A 1,297-nucleotide genomic window follows, 5' to 3' on the forward strand; every position below is an offset into this window, starting at 1 on the left:
CTTCCAACAGATTGATCAGTGGTTGAATCAGCTGTCCCGAGCGAATCATCCAGTTGGCCAGCGTGGCCCGGTTCAGTTCGACGCCGATGCGGGCGAACAACTTGCTTTGCCGGTTGAGCGGCAAGGCATCGACGAACTTGCTGGCGGCGACATAGGCTAAAAGCCCCGGCGAGGCGTTGCTTTTGGGGATGGGCTGCGGCGGCAGCGGAGCCGTCTTGACCTCAGCCTGGCAGCAAGGGCAGGCGTATTTCTTGCGGATGTGCCGCAGCACTTGAACCTTGGCGGGAATGATGTCCAGTTGTTCGGAAATTTCTTCACCGATGACTTTTAAGGCGTGACCCTCGCTGCAGCAGCGCTGGTCTTCGGGCAAATCGTGAACGATTTCGACGCGGGGTAGTTCGGCAGGTAAGGCCTTGCGGCCGGGTTTACGTGGCGACGCCGGTTCGGTCGTGGTTGTCGTTTCGCCGCCGGTTTCCGGTACCGTCGATTCGGAATCGAGACCTGCTTCGGCGCTTGTTTCGTTCAAGGTCTCGGCATAGGCCTCCGCTTCGTTGAACAAATCGGCTTGCTCGGCGCGGTACTTTTCGCTGTTGGCACTAAAGCGTTTGTGCAGCAACAGGTTGATTTGTTCTTGCAGGAGGGCTTTTTCACGCTGCAGCGACGCATTTTCACCCGACAGCGTGGCGTTCTCGGACGTTAACTGGTGAAATTGCTTGACCAGATCACGCGCGAAATCGCGTAGCGCATCCGGACTTTCAGGCAGTTCCAATTCGGTATTCATGGGCGCTATTATACCCCATAAATACCACATAACCCATTGAAATAATGATCAAATGAATCAAGTAACCGACTTAAAATCCAAGGGCTTATGCGGTTGCATGCGATTGATATCGTAGCCCTCCAACAACCCGTTCAACTGCTGCACCGTCAGAGCTACTGTGCCGGTCGAATCGGCCTTGGGCCAACAAAATCGCTCCTGTTCCAGACGCTTATGCCACAGGCAAAAGCCGTTTCGCTCCCAGTACAATAACTTCACTGCCGTCGCCGAGCGGTTACGAAACACAAACAAACTGTCCGTAAACGGATTCAAGCCCAACTGCGCTTCCACCAATACCGCTAGACTGGCCATGCCTTTGCGAAAATCCACCGCCTGCGTACACACGAACACCGATAGCCGGTCGTTCTGCGGCCGCATCATGCTAAAGTCCGAGCCAGTCGCTGCAACAACGCCGCCCCAGTCGCGACATCCGCCTGAACCGAGCAACACAACCCGCCCGGCAAATCAAACGATAAAGTC

The 1,297-nt window shown here is 55.5% G+C and carries 2 protein-coding genes; both read right to left on the bottom strand.

Annotated features, from left to right (window positions below; genetic code table 11):
* On the bottom strand, positions 1-781 hold a 781-nt coding region (locus tag ACW73I_RS23000), incomplete at its 3' end, for a transposase (RefSeq protein ID WP_458031841.1).
* 57 nt (positions 782-838) lie between these two features.
* The gene (tnpB, locus tag ACW73I_RS23005; protein WP_458031842.1) at positions 839-1,198 is read right to left on the bottom strand and encodes an IS66 family insertion sequence element accessory protein TnpB; all 360 of its coding nucleotides are present in this window, start codon (positions 1,196-1,198) and stop codon (positions 839-841) included.
* Positions 1,199-1,297: the final 99 nt, after the last annotated feature.

Source organism: Methylomonas sp. MgM2, from assembly GCF_054172045.1.